General features: G+C 57.2%; 17 protein-coding genes. 8 read left to right on the forward strand and 9 right to left on the reverse strand.

Annotation, left to right across the window (positions count from 1 at the left end; translation table 11 throughout):
- Positions 1–30: 30 nt before the first annotated feature.
- A complete protein-coding gene (locus tag ACZ46D_RS01780; protein WP_464928325.1) occupies positions 31–234 on the reverse strand; it encodes a hypothetical protein in 204 nt (67 codons plus the stop codon).
- Between the two features lie 252 nt (positions 235–486).
- Here ACZ46D_RS01780 and ACZ46D_RS01785 point away from each other — a divergent pair, with 252 nt between their 5' ends.
- Complete coding sequence (locus ACZ46D_RS01785; protein ID WP_464928326.1) at positions 487–1,791, forward strand: pyridoxal phosphate-dependent aminotransferase; 1,305 nt, start codon at positions 487–489, stop codon at positions 1,789–1,791.
- A 74-nt stretch (positions 1,792–1,865) separates the two neighbouring features.
- Here ACZ46D_RS01785 and ACZ46D_RS01790 read toward each other — a convergent pair whose 3' ends face one another.
- Complete coding sequence (locus ACZ46D_RS01790; RefSeq protein ID WP_464928327.1) at positions 1,866–2,357, reverse strand: DUF1003 domain-containing protein; 492 nt, start codon at positions 2,355–2,357, stop codon at positions 1,866–1,868.
- Positions 2,358–2,392: 35 nt separating this feature from the next.
- Entirely contained in the window at positions 2,393–3,220 is an 828-nt protein-coding gene (locus ACZ46D_RS01795) for a hypothetical protein (RefSeq protein WP_464928328.1), read from the reverse strand.
- 386 nt (positions 3,221–3,606) lie between these two features.
- Between ACZ46D_RS01795 and trpS the strand changes: the two genes are divergently transcribed.
- Positions 3,607–4,572 (forward strand): tryptophan--tRNA ligase, encoded by a 966-nt coding sequence (gene trpS / locus ACZ46D_RS01800; protein ID WP_464928329.1) that lies wholly within the window; start codon positions 3,607–3,609, stop codon positions 4,570–4,572.
- A 63-nt stretch (positions 4,573–4,635) separates the two neighbouring features.
- On the opposite strand, the gene ACZ46D_RS01805 is transcribed toward trpS, so the two are convergent.
- Both ACZ46D_RS01805 and dinB read right to left on the reverse strand, forming a co-directional pair.
- Complete coding sequence (locus ACZ46D_RS01805) at positions 4,636–7,701, reverse strand: hybrid sensor histidine kinase/response regulator (protein WP_464928330.1); 3,066 nt, start codon at positions 7,699–7,701, stop codon at positions 4,636–4,638.
- Positions 7,702–7,841: 140 nt separating this feature from the next.
- Positions 7,842–9,020: a DNA polymerase IV gene (gene dinB, locus ACZ46D_RS01810; RefSeq protein ID WP_464928331.1), complete on the reverse strand. Its 1,179-nt coding sequence runs from the start codon at positions 9,018–9,020 to the stop codon at positions 7,842–7,844.
- Between the two features lie 363 nt (positions 9,021–9,383).
- Here dinB and ACZ46D_RS01815 point away from each other — a divergent pair, with 363 nt between their 5' ends.
- Together ACZ46D_RS01815 and ACZ46D_RS01820 are read left to right on the forward strand one after the other, a co-directional pair.
- Positions 9,384–10,418, forward strand: a complete 1,035-nt coding sequence (locus ACZ46D_RS01815) for a GGDEF domain-containing protein (RefSeq protein ID WP_464928332.1) — start codon at positions 9,384–9,386, stop codon at positions 10,416–10,418.
- Between the two features lie 124 nt (positions 10,419–10,542).
- Positions 10,543–11,727 carry a phosphoglycerate dehydrogenase gene (locus ACZ46D_RS01820; RefSeq protein ID WP_464928333.1) on the forward strand — a complete coding sequence of 395 codons (1,185 nt, stop codon included), beginning with the start codon at positions 10,543–10,545 and terminating at the stop codon, positions 11,725–11,727.
- A gap of 185 nt (positions 11,728–11,912) precedes the next feature.
- On the opposite strand, the gene ACZ46D_RS01825 is transcribed toward ACZ46D_RS01820, so the two are convergent.
- Both ACZ46D_RS01825 and ACZ46D_RS01830 read right to left on the reverse strand, forming a co-directional pair.
- Entirely contained in the window at positions 11,913–12,392 is a 480-nt protein-coding gene (locus ACZ46D_RS01825; protein ID WP_464928334.1) for a hypothetical protein, read from the reverse strand.
- A gap of 92 nt (positions 12,393–12,484) precedes the next feature.
- Entirely contained in the window at positions 12,485–12,967 is a 483-nt protein-coding gene (locus tag ACZ46D_RS01830; RefSeq protein WP_464928335.1) for a DUF6650 family protein, read from the reverse strand.
- A gap of 313 nt (positions 12,968–13,280) precedes the next feature.
- Here ACZ46D_RS01830 and ACZ46D_RS01835 point away from each other — a divergent pair, with 313 nt between their 5' ends.
- The gene (locus tag ACZ46D_RS01835; protein ID WP_464928336.1) at positions 13,281–14,690 is read left to right on the forward strand and encodes an MBL fold metallo-hydrolase RNA specificity domain-containing protein; all 1,410 of its coding nucleotides are present in this window, start codon (positions 13,281–13,283) and stop codon (positions 14,688–14,690) included.
- A gap of 106 nt (positions 14,691–14,796) precedes the next feature.
- Here the strand turns inward: ACZ46D_RS01835 and ACZ46D_RS01840 are convergent, their stop codons facing one another.
- Together ACZ46D_RS01840 and ACZ46D_RS01845 are read right to left on the reverse strand one after the other, a co-directional pair.
- Complete coding sequence (locus ACZ46D_RS01840) at positions 14,797–16,110, reverse strand: mechanosensitive ion channel family protein (protein ID WP_464928337.1); 1,314 nt, start codon at positions 16,108–16,110, stop codon at positions 14,797–14,799.
- 45 nt (positions 16,111–16,155) lie between these two features.
- On the reverse strand, positions 16,156–17,397 hold the full coding sequence (locus ACZ46D_RS01845; RefSeq protein ID WP_464928338.1) for an SLC13 family permease: 1,242 nt from the start codon (positions 17,395–17,397) through the stop codon (positions 16,156–16,158).
- 704 nt (positions 17,398–18,101) lie between these two features.
- Between ACZ46D_RS01845 and clpB the strand changes: the two genes are divergently transcribed.
- The 3 genes from clpB (at position 18,102) to ACZ46D_RS01860 (ending at position 22,722) form a co-directional block, all read left to right on the forward strand.
- Entirely contained in the window at positions 18,102–20,690 is a 2,589-nt protein-coding gene (gene clpB, locus ACZ46D_RS01850; protein WP_464928339.1) for an ATP-dependent chaperone ClpB, read from the forward strand.
- 449 nt (positions 20,691–21,139) lie between these two features.
- Positions 21,140–22,090 carry an IS110 family RNA-guided transposase gene (locus ACZ46D_RS01855; protein WP_464928340.1) on the forward strand — a complete coding sequence of 317 codons (951 nt, stop codon included), beginning with the start codon at positions 21,140–21,142 and terminating at the stop codon, positions 22,088–22,090.
- Between the two features lie 110 nt (positions 22,091–22,200).
- Positions 22,201–22,722, forward strand: a complete 522-nt coding sequence (locus ACZ46D_RS01860; protein WP_464928341.1) for a C-GCAxxG-C-C family protein — start codon at positions 22,201–22,203, stop codon at positions 22,720–22,722.
- The last annotated feature ends 38 nt before the right edge of the window (positions 22,723–22,760 follow it).

A 22,760-nucleotide genomic window follows, 5' to 3' on the forward strand; every position in this document is an offset into this window, starting at 1 on the left:
TTGTTATCTGGCTCATGGTGTGGGCAGCGTTCAGACGCTGCCGCACATGGCCTGATAATTTTCGCATTCCCGCAGGCAGAGAAAGGGGCAGGGCTCCTTGTTGAACCATTTCTTTCTTGGGCACCAGTATCGGTCCTTGTAGGGTTCGTTGCAGCCGCTGCTTGTGATCTTCTGCCGCTCCCTGGCCCCGAAATGAACCACCTTGCCGAGAATCGAAAACCGAATGATTGCCATTCCGATACCTCCTGCCTGCGTGGGCTGATCATGGGCCTTTCCGCCCACCTCTTACCCTCTCTATCGGCAATGTTGCCCCCCGGATAAAGGACTTATTGACTTCTGGCAAGGGCTGGTGTTAATAAATACCCTTTATCCTTGCGCCTGGGCGAGGTGTGTTGCCACACCGTCGATTGTACTCCCCTGATTTGATTGCAGATCTCGCCGGCCGCAACGTCACAGTTACGATTTTTTTGAAGGGAGATTACGTGCATGCGTACTGATATCCTGCATAGCGGCGCCGGAGAATTGACCTATGAGATCCGCAACATCGTCAATGTCGGCGAGAGGTTGCAGAAGCTGGGGACCAAGGTCTACTGGGAGAACATCGGCGATCCCATTGCCAAGGGCGAAAAGATTCCCCAGTGGATGAAGCAGGTTGTTTCCGATCTGGTCATGGAGGACGCCACCTACGGCTATTGTCCGACCAGGGGGATGCTGGCCACCAGGGAATTCCTTGCCGCCAGGACCAACAAGCGCGGCGGGGCGCAGATCGGCCCCGATGACATCATCTTTTTCAACGGCCTGGGCGACGCGATCAGTAAGGTTTTCGGCTTTTTGCGGCCAACCGCCCGGGTGGTGGTGCCCTCGCCCAGCTACACCACCCATTCCTCGGCGGAAGCAGCGCACGCCGGAGACCGGCCGGTAACCTACTGGCTGAACCCCAACAACTACTGGTATCCGGATCTCGATGATCTGGAAAAACGGATCAAGTACAACCCGGCCGTGGCCGGCATCCTGATCATCAACCCGGACAACCCAACCGGCGCGGTCTACCCCGAGGAGACTCTGCGGGGCATGGTGGCGCTGGCCAGAAAATACGACCTGTTCGTGATCTGCGACGAGGTGTACCAGGCCATCATCTACAACGGCCAGAAAACCCTGCCCCTGGCCGAGGTGATCGGGGATGTGCCGGCCATCTGCATGCGGGGCATCTCCAAGGAAATGCCTTGGCCCGGTTCCCGCTGCGGCTGGATCGAGGTCTACAACGGTGACCGCGATCCCATGTTCGCCAAGTATGTGACCTCGATTTTGAACGCCAAGATGGTGGAGGTTTGTTCCACCACCCTGCCGCAACGGGCGATCCCGGCCATCCTCAGCCATCCGCAGTATGTTCCTTATCTGCAGGAGCGGATCAGCCGCTACGAGAAGTTTTCCAACATCGCCTACGATGCCCTGAAGGACATCGACGGCGTGCTGGTGAATCGGACCAACGGCGCGTTCTACATGAGCGTGGTTTTCAAGGAAGGGAGACTGAACAGCCGGCAGACCCTGTCCATCGGCAACAAGGAGGTTCGCGCTCAGGTGGAAAGTCTGGTGTGCGGACCGAATGTGGCCTGTGACAAACGGTTTGTCTATTATCTGTTGGGAGCCACCGGCGTCTGCGTGGTGCCGCTTTCTTCTTTCGCCACCGAGTTGAATGGATTCCGGATTACCCTGCTTGAGCGCAACGAGGAGCGGTTCACCGAGATCTTCAAGATCATCGCCGATGGGATCAGGCAGTACCTGAATTCATAGTACTGAGGTTGTGTCATAAAAAATCCTCTTTCCTGGTCGGGAAGAGGATTTTTTTGTGAGAGCGTGCCCGGTGCTCAGCTGATTTCTTGGTGCGGGGGGGTAGGTGCGGGAAGACCCGATTGCGCCCGCAACTCGGCAAGCAACTGGTGTATTTCGAGCAGGGCTGCATCCTGCGCCGCCAGATGTTCGAGAATGGCCCGGACTTCCTGTTCGGCTTTTTCATTCATCAGATAGTCGTTGCGAGCCTCCAGCCGGTCTCGATTGGCCTGCCGGTTCTGGCTCATCATGATGATGGGTGCGGCATAGGCGGCTTGCAGGGAAAGCACCAGATTCATGAAGATGAAAGGGTAGGGGTCCCAGTGGCGAATCCAGGCGGTAACATTCAAAATAACCCAGATCGCCAGGACTATGGTCTGGATGATAATGAACCACCAGCTCCCCAGATTCATGGCGACCCAGTCGGAGGCTTTTTGTCCGAAGGTCAGCTGGGTTGCAATGATTTGGTTGACGTTTTGTACCGGCGGATGGTCGTGTTTGAACGGCTTGGGGAATCTTGGCTTGGTCATGTTCGCTCCGGGTCAGTTTCCATGGCCTGCGGTCTTCATGGTTTCTTGGTGGAGAGCACGATTTGCTGCATCTCAAACTTGAGCTGGCGGTTTGTTACCTCGGACAGGCTGAATGAGGCAACCTTGTCCTCGATGAATACATGATATACTTGGAATGAGCCGGGTAGCTGCTTGTGGCGGCATTTCTGGACGATCACCCCGCCGTCGTTTCCCCGGTAACGTTTTTCGATGATGAGGTTGGGGAAATGTTTTTGGGTCAGCAGCACATCCAAGGGTGTTTTTCCCTGCGTTGTGTGCTTGTCTCCGACGCCAAACATGGATTGTACGGTTTTGCCGATTGCTCCGGCGATGCTGTCCCCTGCCACATAAAAATATCCTCTTTGTGTACTCTTGTCTTTGTCCGTGGTCAGGGTGACAAAACGGGTAGTCAGTTGGGATTTCCCGTCTCTCCCAAGGACAGATCCTTCTCCCTGGGTTGATACCACCCGCCAGGGCCGCTGGTAGCTGAAGACCAGACCGGTGTTGTAATCCGTGAAAACCAGAGGCTGCGGCGCCGGCGGCTGTGGTGGCGAAGCCGGCGCTGGAACCGATTGCGGCGGCTCCTGGCCTTGGCTGAGGGTTTTGTCCGGCGGCGGTGTTTCTGTGGCTGGTTGCGTCGTATTGTCCTTGGGGATCAGAGAAATGCGCTTCCCTTTTGTTTCAGGACGAATCACCGGGGCGGGTTTTTCCGGCGGCGGGGCGCTTGCGCCCGCCTTCGTCTCCTGGTCCCTGCGGGGAGTGGGGTCATGCACGGCGGGCAAGGTGCAACTGGCTGCCAGGAAAACCAGGGTGAGTAGGGCCGGGATACAGGTATGTTTTTTCATGGTCTCTCCATTGCCTCGATCTGCTGGGAATGCATGCAAAGGTGTACCGTTGGCCGCTGCGGCTGTCAATCTATAACTGGCCAGCAGCACCGCATCTGCTTTGTCATCGGCCTGCTCGTGTGCACCAGCACACTTCGTAGGCCTCTTTCGCGCATCTGCGGCACTGCTGAACAGTTATATCCTGTGATTTTTGTTTAATTTAGGCCCCAAACGGGATAGTCATAAAAAAGCAGCGTGACCGTGCGGGCAGAAAAACATTGCCGGTCTTGCCTTTTTTTTTTAACATCCACTGCCTTAGAGTAGATGTATGATGCGCAGTGATAATCCGGCGGCTTACGCCCGGTTGGGCCTCCTCTTCCGCCTGTCCGTTACCAAGAGAGAACGTAATGAGAATTTTATCCGGGATTCAGCCCTCTGGCCAGCTTCATATCGGCAACTACTTCGGCATGATGCGCTCCATGATCGCCAGCATGGATTCCAGCGATTTGTACGCCTTTATCGTGGATCTTCATGCCCTCACCTCGGTGCAGGACCGGGAGCGGTTGTCGCGGGGCACCCTTGAGGCTGCCACCGATTTTCTCGCCCTGGGGCTTGATCCGGAACGCTGCACCTTCTGGGTGCAGTCCGATGTGCCCGAGGTCACCGAGCTGACCTGGATTCTTTCCGTTCTCACCCCCATGGGGTTGCTGGAGCGCTGCCACTCTTATAAAGACAAGGTTGCCAAGGGCGTTGCTTCCAGCCACGGGTTGTTTTCCTATCCGGTGCTCATGGCCGCGGACATCCTGCTCTACCAGGCCGAACGGGTGCCGGTGGGCAAGGACCAGAAGCAGCATCTGGAGGTGGCCCGCGATATCGCGATCAAGTTCAACAATACCTTCGGCGAGACCTTTGTCGTGCCCGAGCCGGTCATCGACGACAACCTTGCCACCATCCCCGGCCTGGACGGGCAGAAAATGTCCAAATCCTACGGCAACACCATCCCCATCTTCGCCACCGAGAAGGAGTTGAAGAAAAAGGTCATGGCCATTGTCACCGACGCCACCCCGGTGGAAGAGCCCAAGGATCCGGAGAAATGCAATCTCTTCAGCCTCTATAAATTGTTCGCCCCCGCGGATCGGTTGGCCGAGGTACATGGCCTCTATGTGAACGGCGGGGCCATGTACGGCAAGATCAAGCTGGAGTTGCTCGACCTGCTCTGGGAGTACTTCCGCGAGGCCCGGGAGAAGCGGGACCAGCTGCTGGCCGACCCTGACCAGGTGCGGGATATCCTCCACCGGGGCGCCAGCAAGGCCAGGGAAAAAGCGACCGTCACCCTGGACTTGGTCCGCGATCGGGTGGGGCTTACCTACTGATCGGTTTGCGCAGAGGGAGAAAATCCCGAGAGGCGGCGGGCGTTGACGGCGGGAAGGGCCCGGCTATTTTTTGGGCAGGTTTTTTTGGATCGCCTCAAGAAGCTCTTGCTGTGTCACCGGTTTGTTCAGATAGTCGCATATTCCCATGGCCCGTGCTTTTTGCCTGTCAATCAGGGTGCTGTGTCCGGTGCAGAGAATAACCGGGATGTCAGGCCGGAGGGAAAGGACCTTCTGGGAAAACTCGGCGCCCGTCATGTACGGCATGGTCATGTCCGTGACCACCAGGTCAAATCGGCTGGGTTGTTTTGCAAATTCGCGCCACGCCTCCACGCCAGTGGGGAAAACCGAGACTTGGTAGCCGTGGTTTTGCAAGGCCAGGCCGAGATAGTCGCAAATCTGTTCCTCATCATCAACAACCAGGATCCGCTCTCCATGCCCAGCCAGGTTTTCCGCAACTTTCTTTTCCGCTAGAGGCACCGCCTTTTGTTCGGCCATCGGCAGGTAGACATGGATGCTCGTGCCTTTGCCCACCTCGCTGTGCACGGTAAGATGGCCGTTATGGCTTTTGATGATGCCGTGCACCACGGCAAGTCCCATTCCGGTCCCTTCGCCCTGTTTCTTGGTGGTGAAATAGGGCTCGAAGATCTTGTTCCGTATCTCCGGAGGAATGCCGCACCCGGTGTCGCTTACCTCAAGCCGGAGATATCTGCCTGGCTTTACCTCGGCATACCTGTATTCTTCCATCCCCAGCTCCACCTCATCCAAGGAAATCGTCAGAGTCCCTCCGGTTTCCTGCATGGCATGGTAGGCATTGGTGCAGAGATTCATGATAACCTGATGGATTTGGGTGGGATCCGCCAGCACCGTCCCCTCGGAGTTGATATTGTGCTTGATCTCGATGGTGGTGGGCACGGAGGCGCGCAGCATCTTGAGTGCCTCCTTGGCTATCAGCGAGACCTGTAGGGGCTGCTTCTGGTGCTCGGTTCTGCGGCTGAAGGCCAGGATTTGCTGCACAAGCTCCTTTGCCCGGCCTGCCCCTTTCAGGACCTGATCGAGTTCCTGTCTCTGTTTTTCCGGGTCCTTACCCTCCATCATGGCCAATTCGGTATACCCGAGGATGATGGAGAGGATATTGTTGAAGTCGTGGGCGATGCCGCCGGCCAGGGTGCCGATGGCCTCCATCTTCTGGGACTGACGGAGTTGGGTTTCCAGTCTCTGCCGTTCCTCCTCCGCGTATTTACGATCGCTGATATCGCGGGCAAAGGCGCAATTGTATATCTTGTCGTTATAGATGACGCGGGTGGCGCTCACCTCCACCGGAAAGTCCTTGCCTTCCTTGGTGCGTTGCACTGTTTCAAGGGTCAAGGAGCCGTTCTCCATGAGATCCCGCCAGTGCTCCGGCCATTTTTCCGGTGGGAAGGCGGGGTCGATATCAAAAACCCGCAGGGCAAGAAGTTCCTCCTTGGAATAGCCGAGCCGCCGGCAGGCACCTGTGTTGACCAAATGGAAACCTGCCTTTTCATCGATCAGGAAGATGCTGTCCTTGGCACTGTCGATGGTAAACTGCGCGAGATAGAGCTGCTCCTCCCTCTTCTTTTTTTCGGTTACGTCTTCATAGACCCCGAGCACGCCGTACACCTGGCCCTGTTTGTCCTGCAGCGGCACCTTGGTGGTGTCGATCCAGAGCCGGGAGCCGTCGGCCTGTTGCAACGGTTCGATGATGGATCGCTTGGTTCGGTTGGACTTGATGACCTCCCGGTCATCGGCCCGGTATGCCTCGGCTTCCTCCTTGGGCCAGGGCAGATCGAAATCGGTTTTCCCCTTGATCCGCTCCGGATCATCCAGCCCGATGGCCTTGGCAAACACCGCATTGCACCCCAGATAGACGCCCTCCCGGTCTTTCCAGAAAATGGACTGGGGGGTCATATCCAGAACCTGCCTGAGCATGAGGCGATGCTGGTCCAATGTTTTTTCGGCCTGTTTTTTTGTTCGGATATTGGTGAGCAAGGCCCCTATGGCACAGAGCAGCAAAAAGACAAAGCCCAAAAGGGACCACACTTCCTCCCGGTAATTTTCATACAGGCTGAGCGGTTGGTTGATGACGATACTTCCTTGGGGCAGGGCGGAGGTCTTGAGGCCAAATCTCTTGAGCTGGAGGAAGTCGAACATGGGCTGTACCGGTGGCTCGGTCACAATGGGAATAGAGGTCGCCGGTTCGCCGGCCAGGATACGCAGCGCCAGTTGTGCGGCCTGGGCTCCGTGTGCCTTGCCCCCCAAGAGATATCCGCCCACCACGCCAGAGCCCATGCGCTCCTCCTGGATGACATAAACCGGCGAAGGGGAATTGTTGCTGACCAGTCGGGCCAACTCCGGCACGTCAAAGAGTCTGCCGTTTTTGTCCCTGGCAAAGCTCAGGATGAGCACCAGGGTGGAAGGGGGCAGATTCCTTGTCTGCTGCAGCACCTCTTCGATGGAGAGATTTTCCGTGAAGGTCATCTTGATCTTCTTTTTTAAATCAGGGAGCGCGGTCTCGGTAATCTTGCGCATCTCCTTGCCGGTCAGGGTGGTGTCCACCACGACGTAAATCTCCTGTGCCGCAGGATGCAGGTGCAGCATGGCGGCGATGGTGGAGCGCACATCATGTCGCTCGACAACGCCGGTGATGTTGTCAAGGTTGCCGAGAAGGTCCGGGGAGAAATTGCTGACCCCGCAAAAAACCATGGGGGTGTTGCCGAAAAGCGGCTTGCCGAATTGGGCGAGGAATTCAAGGGCCGGATTGTCCGCGGCAAGGATGACGGAGAACTGGACGTCCTTGTATTTGTAGGCAAGGGTTTCAAATAAATGGCTGTAATGCTCGGGTTTGGGAAAGTTCTTGGTGTCGAGGTATTCGATGTGCAATTGCGCGCCAGGGAGCTGGGCGTGCAGCGTTTCCAAAATTCCGGCCTGTTCGCCGTCGGACCAGAGATAGCCGGGGTGGTAGGAGTTGAGGATGAGGATATGCGGTCGTTTTGGGCTGTCTTGTGCCGATAAGGTTTTCGGGGCGGTCAGCAGGCAACCGAGCGTGGCGCAGGCGATGAGGAGAGAAACGGCAACACGGTGTAGAGGTTGGCATCCTGGCAAGAGCTTCATTTAAATCGGTCCTTTTCCTCAATGGGGCAATGGCGAGAACTCAGGAGGCAAGGATATTATCGCACAGGTGGGGAAGCCGGGACAATCTTAATCTCCGGGAAATGGGTATCTCAGTAATTCCGCGGCATTGTGGTTCTGTCTCAACCGTCCACCAGAGTGGCCGGGAGGATGGCGTCTTTTCCGTAGCGGTCATTGATGGCGTCCAAGGCCCGGTAGAGAGAGGCATTCCTGCGCCGGGCCCGGTTGTCATCGAACAGGGTCAGCTGGCCTGAAGCCTCGGCCGGGATCAGGTTCGAAAGGGATATCCCCAGTAAGCGGATGGGGCGCAGGGTGATCTCGGTTTTGGCAAGCAGCAGGCACCCCGTCTGGTAGAGGGATTTGTCGTCCGCCACCGGTTCGGGCAGGGTGAGCGAGCGGGTCACCTGCACGAAATCCCGGTATTTGACCTTGATGGTGATGGTTCTGCCCACCAGGCTTTTGTCTCGCACCCGTTTGCCCACTTTGCAGCACAGGGCCAGCAGTTCCTGTTCGAGCCTTTTTTTATCGCGCAGGTCTTCCGCAAAGGTTTCTTCGTGGCCGATGGACTTGGTCTCTTGCCTCGATTCCACCGGGCGGTGGTCGATGCCCCGGGCTGATTCATGCATCAAGAGTCCGGCCTTGCCGAACTTGGCAATGAGGATGGCTGGGGGCATGCGGCTTAGGTCGCCGATGGTTTTTACTCCGATCAGGGCCAGCGCCTCCTTGGTGGTCCGGCCCACCCCCCACAACCGACCGATGGGCAAGGGGGCCAGGAAGGCCTCTTCCTGGCCGGGGGGCACAATGGTCAGGCCGTCGGGTTTGTTGAGATCGGAGGCGATCTTGGCCACCAGCTTGGAGGCTGCAACCCCGGCCGAGACGGTGAGGCCGATGGTTTCCCGGACCAGTTTTCTGATCTGTGCGGCAATAGCCTCAGCCGTGCCCATCAGGCTCTGGCTGGCCGTGACATCCAAAAAAGCCTCGTCCAGGGAGAGTGGCTCCACCAGCGGGGTGAAGCGCAGAAAGATCTCCATGATCTGCCCGGAAATCTCTTGATACCGGGCCATGCGGACCGGGAGAAACACCCCGTGCGGGCAGAGCTTTCTAGCGGTGAGGATGGGCAGGGCTGAATGGACCCCGAATTTCCGGGCTTCGTAGGAGGCGGCACACACCACGCCGCGGTTGGAGTTGCCGCCCACCACCACGGGCAGACCCCGGAGAGCTGGATTGTCGAGAATCTCGACCGAGGCATAAAAGGCATCCATGTCGAGATGGATGATGCGGCGGTTGGTTTGGGTCGGCATGGTTGCGGGGCGCTCTCTTGCGTAAACTTAGGGGGCTTTTTTTCATGATATCCGCTTCTCGCGCGGATGCAAGGAAACGATTGCAGGAGGTGCGGAGAGAGTGGCAAGGTTGGCCAGGTGTCAGCAGGATGACGGGGCGGCCAGGAAAAATTTTCCGCGGGCGGGCAATGGAAGTTGTTGAAGAACACCGCAGGCCTGTTTTTCTCGTATTTATTTTTATCCTGTTATTACAATGAGATAATGTGTACATGTTGCGGTCTCCCCTTGCGGCGCAAGGCTTTTGGAAAGGATGTTCCGGCGGTCTGGCATGAAAATGGCATAGATTCATGGTAAACAATCTTTTCACCGAAAGGAGCCGTTGCAATGAATACCGCAATCTCTCTCACTGACAGGGAAACCACAGGGCCGCTCAACCTGGATCATCTGATGGTGGAGCTTGATCATTATCGCCGCCAATCGGAGTGGTTGAAGCAGGTCAACGAGCTGCACGCCCGACTGGCCGGCGCCACCGATCTCCAGGGGATGATCGAGGCTTTTTCCGTGTGGCTGACCCCCCTGGTTGAGCATGATCTTATTGCCTACCGCAGCCTCGACCGGAGCCGGATGCATATTATCTGCTCCTGCCACGGCCCGGACCGGCGTCTTGCCATGCAGACCGCCGAAGAGGTTTTCGAGAAGGTAGATTGTCAGCTGAATGACACCTGTTGTGAATGGGGGCCATTTTTCGTGCAACAATGGCCGATGTCCTTTGCCGTTGACGCGACTACCGACAACCAGGGCTGCCTGATGCTGCTGCGTCGCGGAACCTGTATTGAAGCCGAGGAAACCCAGATCCTGCGCGATGCGCTGGAGATTCTGGGGGAGCCCATGCAGCGTGCCATTATGTATGAGGATCTGTTTGCCCAGGCCCGGCGAGACATGCTCACCGGCCTTGATAACCGGCGGGTTTTTGAGGAGCGTATTGGACCGATGCTGGAAACCGCCCGTCGTCATGCACGGCCCATAACCGTGGCCAGCATGGATTTGGACCATTTCAAGCAGATCAATGATACCCTGGGGCATGCCGCCGGAGATACCGCCTTGCAGATGGTGGCCAAGACCTTGACCGGGATGGTGCGCAACAGCGATCTCCTGGTACGCATGGGCGGCGATGAGTTTGTTCTGGTCTTGCCGGATACCGGCCTTGAAGCGGCCCGCCTTTTGGCCGAACGGTTGTGTGGCGCCGTTGATGGCCTTGCCCTCAATGCCGGGGACGACGGCAGCAGGCTGGGGGTGAGCATCGGCCTTGTCCAGTGGAATCCGGAAATGAGCAAGGACGAGTGGCTGCAGCGGGCCGATGAAGTGCTCTACCAGGCAAAAAAGACCGGGCGTTGCCGGGTGTGTGTGGAGGAAGCGTAACGCTCTGCAAGACCCCTGAATAATAATGGTAAAAAAAGGCCATGCCTGATTGGCGCAGAAAAATCTGCTACAATCAGGCATGGCCTTTTTTATTGGCGTTTCACCGGGCAGACAAGGAGGGCGTATGGCAGGCTATCGGATCAAGGTGCTCAATAAACTCGCCCCGGAAGGGCTGGCCCTTCTTGCGGAGCGGTTTCAGGTAAGCGCGGACGAGCCGGACCCGCAGGGCATTGTGGTGCGCAGCGCCAAGGTGGATACGGCGGACTATCCCTCGCTGCTCGCCGTGGCCCGGGCCGGGGCCGGGGTCAACAATATCACGGTGGCCAAGGCCAGCGAGCAGGGGATCTGCATCTTCAACACCCCCGGCGCCAATGCCAACGCGGTGGCCGAGCTGGTCTTCGTCATGCTGGGAATCCAGGCGCGCAACATCCATCGCAGCTTCGCCTTTGCCCAGGGGCTGGCCGGCCTGACCGACCAGGAGATTGCCAGCCGCATCGAGCAGGAGAAATCCGCTTTCAAGGGGTTTGAGCTGGCCGGGAAAACCCTGGGCGTCCTGGGGCTGGGGAAGATCGGCATCCGGGTGGCTAATGGCGGCATCACGCGGCAGATGCGGGTGGTCGGTTTTGATCCCATCCCAGCCCTGGAGAACATCCACCATCTTTCCCCGGAGGTCGCCCTCTCCCGCTCCCTCCATGAAATGGTGGGTAAGAGCGAGATCCTCACGGTGCACACCCCGCTCAACGAGAAAACCAGGGGGATGGTGAACGAAGAGCTGCTCAAGCGGCTGCCTGCGGGAGCGATCTTGATCAACTATGCGCGGGGCCCCATTGTCGACGAACAGGCGGTGCTTGCTGCCCTGGCCGGAGGCCGGTTGGCCGCCTATATCACCGATTTCCCCTCCGCCGCCACCCTCGGGCATCCGCGGATCATCGTCACCCCGCATCTGGGGGCCAGCACCGAGGAGTCGGAGGAGCAATGCGCCTGCATGGCCGCCCTGGAGCTGCGCGGCTATCTGGAGTACGGCGCCATCACTCACAGCGTCAATTTTCCCTCCGCCGAACTGGTGCCCGCCGCCAACGTGCACACCCGCTTCATCATGATCAATCGCGACATCCCGGGTATGATCGGCTTTGCCTCCCAAGCCATCGGCGCCAGCGGCATCAATATCGCCAGCTACCTCAACGAGTCCAACGGCACCATCGGCTATAACATCATCGACCTGGAATCGGAGATCCCGCAGGCGCTGGTGGCGGAGATCGAAGCGCATCCGGGGGTGATCCGGACCAGGACGATCTCCTTTGCGGGTTGAGGGTGTTCTAATCTGGGGATGGGGTGACGATTCGCAGTTCGTATTTCGTAGGTAGGGTAGAGCAAAGCGAAACCCGACAATTTTCAGTCGAGCTGTGGATGATGTTGTCGTTTAAACGTCGGGTTTCGTTCCTCTACCCGACCTACTCTTCTAAAACGGGGTCTGTTCCCTATTGTCATGATTTGTTAGGGCTTTTCATTTATTGTTTCTGTGGGGAAATGTTTCGTGACACCCAAATAAGCTGGTATTGCTAATACACAACCACCAAAACCTCCGGCCAAAATTTTTTCAAATAATGACGCTGTGTTTTTGTCAAGAATGTCGAGACCAAAACTCATACCGATGAAAAAAGGAAAACCTGCAATTAAGGTAAGATTTAAAAAAGAAAGAGGAACCCAGATTTTGTTTTGATTATTTTTTAAATCTTGCTGTGCGGCATAGATAAAGCCAATAACAAAGAAAAGTAGCGCTGCCGCTAATAACCCTAGAATAGAACACACCAACCAGTGAAAATTGAATTTTCGTTGTGCGATGAGATATGTGTAGCCAAAAGCGAAAACAAATGGGCTATAGATCATGCTCCAGATTGTAAGTCGTATAAATAAGCCAATAATCCCTCCAATTGCTTCTCCTGCAACTTGCTCTCTTGATTTAAAATAAAACATTGAATTCCCCTACAATTATTTCTTTTAGACCTAACGCCAGGCATAAGACGCGGCGGATTTTTGCCGTCGCCCTTAATGCCTTTGTTAGCCAACTAAGCATCAAGATACTTTGCATTTCTCATTTCCGGTGGAATTACACGAACCAATTCACCGTCAATGTCTATACCATATTTCACCGACAAATATGCCACCTGTACACCAACCATTGCTCGAAGACGACCTAGTTGTGACATAAATGCAAAAGGCCCACCCAAGCCTCTATGGCGTTCACGTGTGCTGTCAAGGTATTCACGACAAGCAGCCCGGATCGCCTTTAAAGGCGCTACAGCTTCAGAATTTTCAGGTATTCGCTTAAGTGCTCCAGTAATTTCGGTTCTAATCTGAAGTACAGACTCGGCAACCTCATGATCTATTTCATGAGCAAAGTCGTTGTAAAGAGCGCGACGGTCCTCAAGAAAGATAAAGGTTTCTCTGACAATCTCTCGTTCTGATTCTGGAGGGTTCCACGAGAGCCCAAAGATAGGAATAGAAATGCCAGTAATTCGTCCTGCAAGTTCTTTGAATGCTATTTTCATGGCTTAATGTGGCCTCGTAAGCGCTAACAATATTATTATCGAGCTATTGCAAGTTGTTTGTTTCTGCTCGATTTTGGGCCCGTTCATGTATGCACCCCATATGGGGGTATTATCTGTCTACCTGACACGATGGAGCAATTCAAGAATTATATTCGCTTCAGGCGGGCGGGGAAAAATCAGGATCGGGTGACGAGCGGAATGGTTTGTCGCCTGGGCCTCGCCAGGGCCATGCGTGCCAAATCTTTTCTTCTGTTTCCCCCGCCGGTTTTGTATGCTGAAATCAAAGCACATCAACCAACAAGGGAGCACAACCATGAAAATTACCTTCCACGGCGCGGCGAAAACCGTCACCGGTTCGCAGCACCTGCTTGAGGTCAACGGCAAGCGCATCCTCCTTGACTGCGGGTTGTTCCAGGGCAAGCGCAAGGAGGCCTTTGAACTCAACCGCACCGGGTTTTGCGCGGGCAAGGATCTTGACTGCCTGATTCTTTCCCATGCCCACATCGACCATTCCGGCAACATCCCCTGTCTGGTTAAGAAAGGGTTTACCGGTGATATCATCTGCACCTCGGCCACCCGCGACCTCTGCGCGGTGATGCTCATGGATGCCGCGCATATCCAGGAACAGGATGTGGAGTTTGCCAACAAGCTGCGCAAAAAGAATAAGCAGAAGGAGTTTGAGCCCCTCTACACCAAGGAGGATGCCGTGGTCGCCATGGACCAGTTCGTCGGCATCAGTTATAACCGCAAGCGGGAGATCCTGCCCGGCGTGCATCTCACCCTGGTGGATGCCGGTCATATGATGGGCAGTGCCAACGTGATTCTCGACATCCATGATCAGGAGAAGAATCGCGATCTCCGCCTGGTTTTCAGCGGGGATATCGGGCGGCGCGGGATTCCGATCATCAATGATCCGGCCGTGTTGAGCGAGGGCGCGGATATCCTCATCATGGAGAGCACCTACGGCAACCGTCAGCATCCGCCGTACCCAGAGTCGGAAAAGGAATTGGAGCGGATTGTCAACGAGACCTACCAGCGGGGCGGGACGCTCTTGATTCCCGCCTTTGCCGTGGGCCGGACCCAGCAGCTGGTCTATGCCTTGCACCGGCTGTTTTTGAAGCGTGACATTCCCAGGCTGCCCATCTATGTGGACAGCCCGCTGGCCACCCGGGTTACGGATATCTTCCGGTTGCACCCGGAAACCTATGACAGCGAGATCCGGGAATTTTTATTGAAGGATGACCACAGCAACCCCTTCGGCTTTGACACCCTGCGTTACACCCAGAGCGTGGAGGATTCCAAGGAGCTGAATTTTTTACGGGAGCCTGCCATTATTATCAGCGCCAGCGGCATGATGGAGGCGGGGCGTATTCTGCATCACCTGCGCAAGCGCATCGGCGACAAGAAAAATACCATTCTGGTCACCGGCTGGCAGGCGCCCAATACCCTGGGCCGCAGGATTGTCGAGGGGGAGGAAACGGTAAAGATCTTTGGCGAGGAATTTCCGCTGAGGGCCAGGGTGGAAACCCTCACCGGTTTCAGCGGTCATGCCGACCGGGATGGGCTGCTGGCCTGGGCCGGGGCCATGCACAAGAAGCCGGCCCGCACCTTTGTGGTGCACGGCGAGGAGGAGGCTGCCACCGCCATGGCCGAGGGGTTGCGGCAGGAGCTTGGCTTCCCGATGGTGGAGATTCCGGAGCCCCACCAAGCCTTTGAGGTGTAACGGAGTCGTATCCGGTTCGGCAATGGCCTCGGAACCGGGACCTTCCCCCTCACCCTAACCCTCTCCCGCAAGGGGAGAGGGGACTCCGGGGGCGAGGGGATTTTTCTCATTTTTTTTCTCCCGCCGTCATGCCCTCCGTTCCGGGGGGCATGGTTCTGATGTGGATATCCCGCTGCGGAAAGGGGATTTCCATGCCCTGTTCCTGAAATGTCTCCCAGATCTTTAAGAGAACGTCACTTTTTACATTCTTGACTCCGTTGGCCGGATCGTTGATCCAGGCGCCCAGCTCCAGATCAACGGAACTCTCGCCAAAACCGACGAGCAGGCACCGGGGCGGCGGGTCCAGGATGATCCTCTCCGTCTGTCTGGCCGCCTCTTCGCAGAGGGCCATGGCCTTGCGCACATCCGAGCTGTAGGCAATGCCCACGGAAATCTTCAGGCAGACGGTGCTGTTGCTGAACGACCAGTTTTCCACCTGCTGGGTGATCAGGTCCTCATTGGGGATCAGGAATTCCTTGCCGTCCGGGGCAATGAGCGAGGTGTAGCGCGCGCCCAGGGAGTTTACCCAGCCATAGGTCTCGCCCACGGTGATGACGTCGCCCGGTTTGATGGATTTGTCCAGCAGGAGGATGATGCCGCTGATCAGGTTGGAGAAGATCTTCTGCAACCCGAAGCCGATGCCCACGCCGACCGCGCCGGTGAAGATGGTAAAGCCGGTGAGGTCGAGGCCCACGATGCGTAACCCCACCAGGATGGCGGAGGTGATGAGCGTAATCTTGGAGAGCTTGATGAAAAGCACCTGGATGGAAGGCGAGAGCGCCGAGTTCTCCCGGATGCGCTTTTCCAGCAGATGGGAGAGGATTCGGGCTCCCCACAGCAGCAGGGCCAGGGTCAGGAAACCTGTGAACACGGTGAGCAGCGAAATGCGCAGCCCGCCGAACTTGAGGGCGAAGCGATCGAGCAGGCTGATGGTAGGTCCCAGCAGGTCCAAGATGTTGAGGGAGGCCAGGGTCCAGGCGAGGACGGCAATCAGTCTGACCCAGGCGGTGTTGTTGAAGAACAGGGAGGCGGCCTTGATCACAACCCAGACTGCCAGGAGATTGACGACAATGGTGAGCAGATTGTGCGGCCATTCCGCCTCCATGGCCACCAGCAGCGAGATCAGTTGCAGGAAAAGCCAGAGCAAGGGCGCAGCAAGGGGCAGCACGGCAACGAGGAGCTGGCCGAAACGCCTCTGGGGCAGTTCGGGGCTGGAAAATTTTCGTTTGATTCTGTTGCCGATCAGAAAGGCTATCAGCAGGGCGCAGGTTATAACCGCCGCTTGGACAAGGTTGTCGTAGGTCAGGACATATCGGAGCAGCCAGTCGTTGACGACTTCAAATTTTTCTTCGCTGAGAGCGGAAAGCCAGAGGCTTTTCATAAGAGATGTTTCCATGACAGAGAGGATTCGAGGTGGATTTTATCCCTACAGGAGCACGAAAGAGTGCCGCAAGTATAACAGTAAAACCAGAATGAGCAGAGAAAAAAGCGTAATCGGGATGCCGACCCTGGCGTGTTCCTTAAAGCTGATCTCGATGTGAAATTTCTTTGCCTGCTCGATGACGATGAGATTGGCGATGCTGCCGATGATGATCAGGTTCCCGGCAAAGGTGCTCGACAGGGCGAGGACGTACCACTGTTCCGGCACCCCGGGGTCGAGGAACTTTACCAGAAGCATGGCCGCGGGCACATTGCTGACCAGATTGCTCATGATGGTGGAGATGCCGGTGAGGGCGAAAAGGTTGGTGATCGTCACGCCGTGGCTGGCCATGGCCTCCATGAGCAGGCTGGGGATATTGCGGCTGGTTATGCCGTGGACCACGATGAACAGGGCGCAGAACAGGGTGATCAGGTGCCAGTCCACCAGCTCCATGATCTGGCGGGAGTGCATTTTTCGGCTGCACAGCAGGATTCCGGCCACGGTGATGGCGGAAAGCTCTCTGGGGATGGGAGTAAAGAAAAGGCCGATGAGGGCCAGCATGGCGATGATTCCCTTGGCGCTTTGCCAGGGATCAAACTCGGGCCATTGGGGTGTTTGCGCCATGGTCTGGGGAGCTGAGGCTATGGCAAAGCGGCCTTTGTAGGTGCGGCAGAGAATACCGTAGGCGCCACCCAGGGCGAGGAGGGTGGGCGGGGTGCACCAGAGCAGGAAGCTGCCGAAGTCCAGATGGCCGACCTGGCCGATCAGCATGTTCTGGGGGTTGCCGATGATGGTGGCGGCCGAGCCGATATTGCTCGCGGCGGCAAGGCCCAAGAGAAAGGGCAGGGGGTTGAGTCCTTTTTTAAGCAGGGCTAGGCAGAGAACCGGGGTAAAGGCCAGGCAGACAATGTCATTGGCCAGCAGGGCGGAAAGCAGGGCCGCCACCAGCATGCTGGTAAGGAGAAAAAGCCGGGGCCGGTCCAGCAGGCTGGTGGTGCGGCTGGCGACCCAGGTGTAGAAGCCGCCCAGCCGGAGCCGGGCGGAGAGCACCATCAGGGCGTAGAGCAGGATGATGGTGGGCAGGTCGATGGCGCCCATGGCCTCCCCCAGTGGCACGATTCCGCTGGCGATCATGGCGATGGCCCCCAGCAGGGCGATACCGGTCCGGTCCAGCATCAGGCCGGGAATTCGGCCAATGGCCACACCGAGATAGGTTATAATGAAAATGACCAGGGCAAGATCGGGCATGTGATATCCTTATGATGGGGGTGCAATGGATTCTACTGCTTATATATCCCCGAGGGCTTCGCTAAGGCAAAGGGTATGTGGGGTGGCTTGCTAAAAAGGTTTATTTGGGGGAGTGTGCCATGGAATTAGGGTGTTCATTTCTTTGCTTGCCCAAAGAAACGAACCAAAGAAAGGGCCCCCTGTGTCCCTTGTCCCGCCGTGGGCGGGATGCCCTGCGCTCCTCAAAGCTGCCGGGATGTTGCAAACTCGCTGCGCTCAAACAGTGCAACCTCCCTTTTCGGCAGCTTTTCCGGTGCTCGGCGGCGTGCCAATGGGAAGTCTCTTTTTCCCCCCATTTGTCCTGCCGCGCCTCGCAGGCGGGGGCGGAAAAAGACGCGGGAACTGTTTGAGGGCGAAGCCCGAGTTTTTCCGCGTCCCGCCCTCGGCGAGAAGCAAGGGAAGCCCGCAGGGCCAGGACTGGCTGGGGTGCCTTTTTCTTGTTTCTTCTTTTGGGCACGCAAAAGAAGAAAGGGAAAACAGCAGAAAGGCTTCTTTCTTCGCCTCCCTCGAAATTACCGGAGGAGCCAACAAATCCGGTGCAATCGTCTCTGTCAAAATATTGACGAGGCCGCCCTTGACAGCGGTTGGGGGCGAGCTTACGGTTAGGTGCAGTACAGAGCGGGGCGCTTGGGTGTCCATTTCCTTCTGCTTAAGGAGCAATGGTTATGCAATTTGATAAATTTACGGTGAAATCACAGGAAGCGGTGCAGGCTGCCCAGAATCTGGCCCAGGGCAAGGGGCATCAGGAAATACAGCCCGAGCATCTGATGAAGGTTCTCCTTGAGCAGCCCGAAGGGGTGGTGATCCCAATCTTGCAGAAGATGGGGGTGGACCCGGGTCTGCTCCGGCAGGAGATGGATGCACTGCTGACCAAGCTGCCCCAGGTGAGCGGCGGCGGGTACACCCAGGCCTATGCCGGAAAACGGTTTCAGACCCTGCTGGACCGGGCCTTCAAGGTTGCCGGCGAAATGCAGGATGAGTACGTCAGCCTGGAGCATCTGGTTCTCGCCGTGCTCGACGACAAGGACTCCCCGGCGGCCCAGGCCTTTAAACGCAAAGGCGTGACCCGGGAGGCCTTTTTGCAGGCCCTGGTTACCATCCGTGGCAGCCAGCGGGTCACCGACCCCAACCCCGAGGAGAAGTATCAGGCCCTGGAGAAATATGCCCGCAACCTCACCGATGTTGCCAGGCAAGGCAAGCTCGACCCGGTAATTGGCCGGGATGACGAGGTGCGCCGGGTGATTCAGGTGTTGTCGCGCCGGACCAAGAACAACCCGGTGCTCATCGGCGAGCCCGGGGTGGGTAAGACTGCCATTGTCGAGGGGCTGGCCCAGCGCATCGTCAACGGCGATGTGCCGGAAACCCTGCGCAACAAGCAGGTGTTGTCCCTCGATCTGGGCGCGCTGGTGGCCGGGGCCAAGTACCGCGGCGAGTTCGAGGACCGGCTCAAGGCGGTGCTCAAGGAGGTGGAGAAACGGGCCGGCGAGGTCATCCTTTTCATCGACGAGATCCACACTCTGGTCGGGGCCGGAGCTGCGGAAGGGGCCATGGACGCCTCCAACATGCTCAAGCCCGCCCTGGCCCGGGGTGAACTGCACTGCGTCGGCGCCACCACCTTAAACGAGTACCGCAAATACATCGAAAAGGATGCGGCCTTTGAGCGCCGCTTCCAGCAGGTTCTGGTGCAGGAGCCGTCGCTCGACGACACCATCGCCATCCTGCGCGGGATCAAGGAAAAATACGAGGTCCACCACGGAGTGCGGATCAAGGATTCGGCCACCGTTGCGGCGGCGACCCTGTCTAACCGCTACATCACCGACCGCTTTCTCCCGGATAAGGCCATTGACCTCATTGACGAGGCTGCGTCCCGCTTGCGGATCGAAATCGATTCCATGCCCACCGAGATCGACGAGGTGGATCGTAAGCGGATTATGTTGGAAATCGAGCGGGAGGCGCTGAAAAAGGAAAGTGACGCCGCCTCGAAAGAGCGACTTGGCAAGATCGAGGCGGAGTTGGCCGAGATCAACGAGAGCCTGACCGCCATGAAGGGCCACTGGACCTTGGAGCGGGATATCATCCAGAAGATTCGCAAGATCAAGAGCGATATCGACGAGGCCAGGGTTGCCGAGCAGCAGGCGGAACGGCAGGGCGATCTGAGCAAGGTGGCCGAAATCCGTTACGGCAAGATCGTGGAACTTGAGAAACAGTTGGCCAGCGAAAATACGCATCTTGCCGATATCCAGAAGGACCGGAAGATGCTCAAGGAAGAGGTGGATGAGGAGGATGTGGCCCAAGTGGTGGCCAAGTGGACCGGCATCCCGGTGGACCGGTTGCTCTCCGGGGAAAAGGAAAAGCTGGTCCATGCCGATGCCGAGCTGGCCAAACGGGTGGTGGGCCAGAAAGAGGCGATTACTGCGGTGGCCAACGCGGTGCGCCGGGCGCGGGCCGGGCTCCAGGACCCGAATCGGCCCCTGGGTTCCTTTATCTTCCTCGGCCCCACCGGGGTGGGCAAAACCGAGCTGGCGAGAAGCCTGGCCCACTTCCTTTTTGATACGGAAAAGGCCATGATCCGGCTGGATATGTCCGAGTTCATGGAAAAACATTCGGTCTCCCGCCTGATCGGTGCGCCTCCGGGCTATGTGGGCTACGAGGAAGGCGGCTATCTCACCGAGGCGGTGCGGCGGAGGCCCTATTCGGTCATCCTCTTTGACGAGATTGAAAAGGCGCACCCGGATGTGTTCAACGTCTTGCTGCAGATCTTGGACGACGGTCGGATGACCGACGGCAAGGGGCGGACCGTGGATTTCAAGAACACCATCCTGATCATGACCTCGAACCTTGGCAGCCAGCTGATCATGGAGCTGGGCGAGGGGAGGCGGGCCGAGATGCAGAAGCAGATCGACGCCATCCTCCATGCCCAGTTCCGGCCCGAGTTTCTGAACCGGATCGATGAGATCATCATCTTCCACTCCCTGGGCAGGGAACATCTTGCCCGGATCATCGACATCCAGGTGGGGTTGCTCACCGAGCGGCTGGCCGAGCAGAAATACAGCATCAGCCTGACCGAGGCCGCCAAGGAGTACCTGATCGAGGTGGGCTACGACCCCAGCTTCGGGGCACGGCCGCTCAAGCGTGCCATTCAGCGCTATGTCCAGGACGGCCTGGCCATGAAGATCCTCGATGGCACCTTTGCCGAGGGCGACACCATCGTGGTGGACCGAGGCGAGGCAGGGCTTACCTTTGCCAAGGGATAAAAAAGGCTAAGAAATAGCAGGTGCAAGGCAAAAGGCCGGCCGGGATTGTGGGTGATCCGGCCGGCCTTTTGTGTTATATGCACTGGTTGCGGCAAGGGCAGAATTGCCTTTGGGATGATATCTTTGTTAGCGGGATAAAATCAGCGTTGTACGGTTAGGAAATTGCAGAATGCAAAAAAATCCCCTCTCCCCTTGCGGGAGAGGGTCAGGGTGAGGGGGAATGTGCTGGATTTGATACCGTTGGCAACTTAACCCGCCCCCCAGGCCCCCTTGTATGTTCTGTTTTTAGGTTATATGAAAATGACAATGCAATTTAAGTTTCGGTGCGGTAGCTCGTCACCCCCTGGGGACACCAATCCCGTACGAGAGCAATGAGCGTCGTGCCGTATCTCACTGACAACCCGAACGGTTGCTTGGGCCAATAAGCCCGCATTTTTGCAAGGATGGGTATGAGCGAGAAACAGTTAGAATCATTTGTTGGCATCGACGTTTCCAAGAACACTTTGGATCTCCGGCTTGAACCTGCCGGGGAAAATTTGCACAGCGCCTACAATGACGAAGGCATTGCTGAAATTTGCCAGCGGTTGACAGCCGCGTTGCCGACGCTGATCGTGATGGAGGCGACAGGCGGTCTGGAAACGCGACTGGCGAGTGAGTTGGCGGCATACGGTTTGCCGGTGGCCGTAATCAATCCGCGCCAGGCGCGAGACTTTGCCAAAGCCACAGGACAACTGGCAAAGACCGACCGGGTGGATGCCACAGTACTGTGCGCCTTTGCCCGCGCTATCCGCCCTGCGGTACGGCCGATCAAGGACGCCGACATGCGCGACCTGGACGATCTGGTGACCAGGCGCCGTCAGTTGATTGCAATGCGTATTCAAGAGACCCTCCGCTTGGGCAGTGCGGGGTCCAAGGCTCTACAAAAGAGCCTTAAGACCCATATTGCCTGGCTGGATAAACGGATCACCGGTCTCGATGATGATCTCGCCAAGCGTTTGCGAACATCAGATGTCTGGCGCATCAAGGATGATCTGCTGTGCAGTATCCCCGGTGTCGGCACGGTGACCAGTTTGACGATGTTGGCCAAGTGCCCTGAACTGGGGCAACTCAATCGACGCGAAATCGCCAAATTGACCGGTGTCGCCCCATTGGCGAACGACAGCGGAAAGCATCGCGGCAAACGCTTTATTTGGGGTGGTCGTGCCGATGTGCGCGTTGTTTTGTACATGGCCACCGTTTCGGCAATTCGTTGTAATCCGGCCATCAAAGCATTCGCCGACCGCCTCAAGAACACCGGGAAACCTGCCAAGGTCGTTATCGTTGCTTGTATGCGGAAGCTATTGACCATCATGAACGCCATGTTGAAGAATAATGCGTCTTGGACGCTAAAAACTACTTGATTGCAAACACGGTTGCTCCCGTCAGGTAAGCGCAGACTCCGAGGGAGGGGGGCGTAATACAAAATCTTAACCGGACAAAACTGAGATGAAATATGAAAAATCATGAAAATATGGCACATATAATCGAGCTGGTCGGCCAGCGGGCAGCCAACATCTTTTCGGCCCGGGGGTATTGCTGTTCCGAAACGGTGCTTGTCGTTCTCAATCAGGGTTTTCGCGGCGATCTTAGCTCCGAAATGGCCGTTCGTCTGGGTTCCGGTTTCTGTCACGGCATGGGCGGCGCCGGGTGCACCTGCGGCTCACTGGCCGGGGCCGAGGTTGCCATCAGCCTTTTTCTCGGGCCGCGGCAACCGGGGGGCATGAAGAGCAAGGAGTTTGAGCCGGTGGCCAAGGAGATGCACGACCGGTTCCGCGCCCGCTTCGCTGCCACCTGCTGCCGAGTGCTGCTCAGGCGGCGCAAGGAGAAGAACGGCGCCACCTGCAAGGAGCTGACCGTGGGCGGGGCCGAGATCGCGGCGGAATTGATTCTTGCCCAGCGGCCGGAGCTGGCAACCAAGGTCGATCTGGATTTTCTTGCCATCCGAGAATCAAAGTTGGGTGTGCTTGGCCGGAAATTATTGGGCAGGGAATAAGACATGTCGTGTATTTGTGCAGAGATTTGCAGGAGAGC

The sequence above is a fragment of the Thiovibrio sp. Mzg5 genome, from assembly GCF_055379285.1.

Bases quoted from the DNA above. Each gene is read 5' to 3' on its own strand.
- ACZ46D_RS01780 (WP_464928325.1), bottom strand. From the start codon at position 234: ATGGCAATCATTCGGTTTTCGATTCTCGGCAAGGTGGTTCATTTCGGG.
- ACZ46D_RS01785 (WP_464928326.1), top strand. From the start codon at position 487: ATGCGTACTGATATCCTGCATAGCGGCGCCGGAGAATTGACCTATGAG.
- ACZ46D_RS01790 (WP_464928327.1), bottom strand. From the start codon at position 2,357: ATGACCAAGCCAAGATTCCCCAAGCCGTTCAAACACGACCATCCGCCG.
- ACZ46D_RS01795 (WP_464928328.1), bottom strand. From the start codon at position 3,220: ATGAAAAAACATACCTGTATCCCGGCCCTACTCACCCTGGTTTTCCTG.
- trpS (WP_464928329.1), top strand. From the start codon at position 3,607: ATGAGAATTTTATCCGGGATTCAGCCCTCTGGCCAGCTTCATATCGGC.
- ACZ46D_RS01805 (WP_464928330.1), bottom strand. From the start codon at position 7,701: ATGAAGCTCTTGCCAGGATGCCAACCTCTACACCGTGTTGCCGTTTCT.
- dinB (WP_464928331.1), bottom strand. From the start codon at position 9,020: ATGCCGACCCAAACCAACCGCCGCATCATCCATCTCGACATGGATGCC.
- ACZ46D_RS01815 (WP_464928332.1), top strand. From the start codon at position 9,384: ATGAATACCGCAATCTCTCTCACTGACAGGGAAACCACAGGGCCGCTC.
- ACZ46D_RS01820 (WP_464928333.1), top strand. From the start codon at position 10,543: ATGGCAGGCTATCGGATCAAGGTGCTCAATAAACTCGCCCCGGAAGGG.
- ACZ46D_RS01825 (WP_464928334.1), bottom strand. From the start codon at position 12,392: ATGTTTTATTTTAAATCAAGAGAGCAAGTTGCAGGAGAAGCAATTGGA.
- ACZ46D_RS01830 (WP_464928335.1), bottom strand. From the start codon at position 12,967: ATGAAAATAGCATTCAAAGAACTTGCAGGACGAATTACTGGCATTTCT.
- ACZ46D_RS01835 (WP_464928336.1), top strand. From the start codon at position 13,281: ATGAAAATTACCTTCCACGGCGCGGCGAAAACCGTCACCGGTTCGCAG.
- ACZ46D_RS01840 (WP_464928337.1), bottom strand. From the start codon at position 16,110: ATGAAAAGCCTCTGGCTTTCCGCTCTCAGCGAAGAAAAATTTGAAGTC.
- ACZ46D_RS01845 (WP_464928338.1), bottom strand. From the start codon at position 17,397: ATGCCCGATCTTGCCCTGGTCATTTTCATTATAACCTATCTCGGTGTG.
- clpB (WP_464928339.1), top strand. From the start codon at position 18,102: ATGCAATTTGATAAATTTACGGTGAAATCACAGGAAGCGGTGCAGGCT.
- ACZ46D_RS01855 (WP_464928340.1), top strand. From the start codon at position 21,140: ATGAGCGAGAAACAGTTAGAATCATTTGTTGGCATCGACGTTTCCAAG.
- ACZ46D_RS01860 (WP_464928341.1), top strand. From the start codon at position 22,201: ATGGCACATATAATCGAGCTGGTCGGCCAGCGGGCAGCCAACATCTTT.